Here is a 498-nt window from a genome sequence, read left to right as displayed (position 1 = left end):
GTAAGGGCGGATGATGGCGTGGTGATCATCAACCGTTGCGTACTGCCCGATGTCTGGGCAGGGTACGAAGAGCGAGACCAAATCCAGACGAGGAGCGATCGATGCCCGAGCTGGCCACGAGCGGTAACGCCTTCGACAAGAGGCGGTTCAGCCGGCGCGGCTTCCTCGGCGCCGGCATCGCCAGCGGCTTTGCGCTAGCCGCTTGCGCCTCGAAGCCCACGGCATCCGGCGCCGCCGGGATGACCGCTGCAATCGACGCGGCCGAGGCGGCCCGGCCGCACAGTGGGCGAACGGTTACCGCCACGCTGACCCCCCAGCCGGCGAGGATCGACCTGGGTGGGCCGATCGTCAGCACGCTGACCTACGGCAACACCATCCCCGGACCACTGATCCGGGCCACCGTCGGGGATGAGATTGTCGTCTCGGTGACCAACCGTCTGGGTGATCCGACGTCGGTGCATTGGCACGGCATCGCGCTGCGCAACGATATGGATGGCA

The 498-nt window shown here is 67.1% G+C and carries 1 pseudogene; it reads left to right on the top strand.

Features of this window, described 5'->3' with window-relative positions:
- Window positions 1-101: 101 nt before the first annotated feature.
- A pseudogene (gene mmcO / locus FJR74_RS08450) lies at window positions 102-498 on the top strand (multicopper oxidase MmcO); the annotation flags it as partial.

It is taken from the genome of Metamycoplasma neophronis (assembly GCF_006491995.1).
GTDB lineage: Bacteria > Bacillota_I > Bacilli_A > Mycoplasmatales > Metamycoplasmataceae > Metamycoplasma > Metamycoplasma neophronis.
This window is presented reverse-complemented; position numbering and strand designations above follow the sequence as displayed.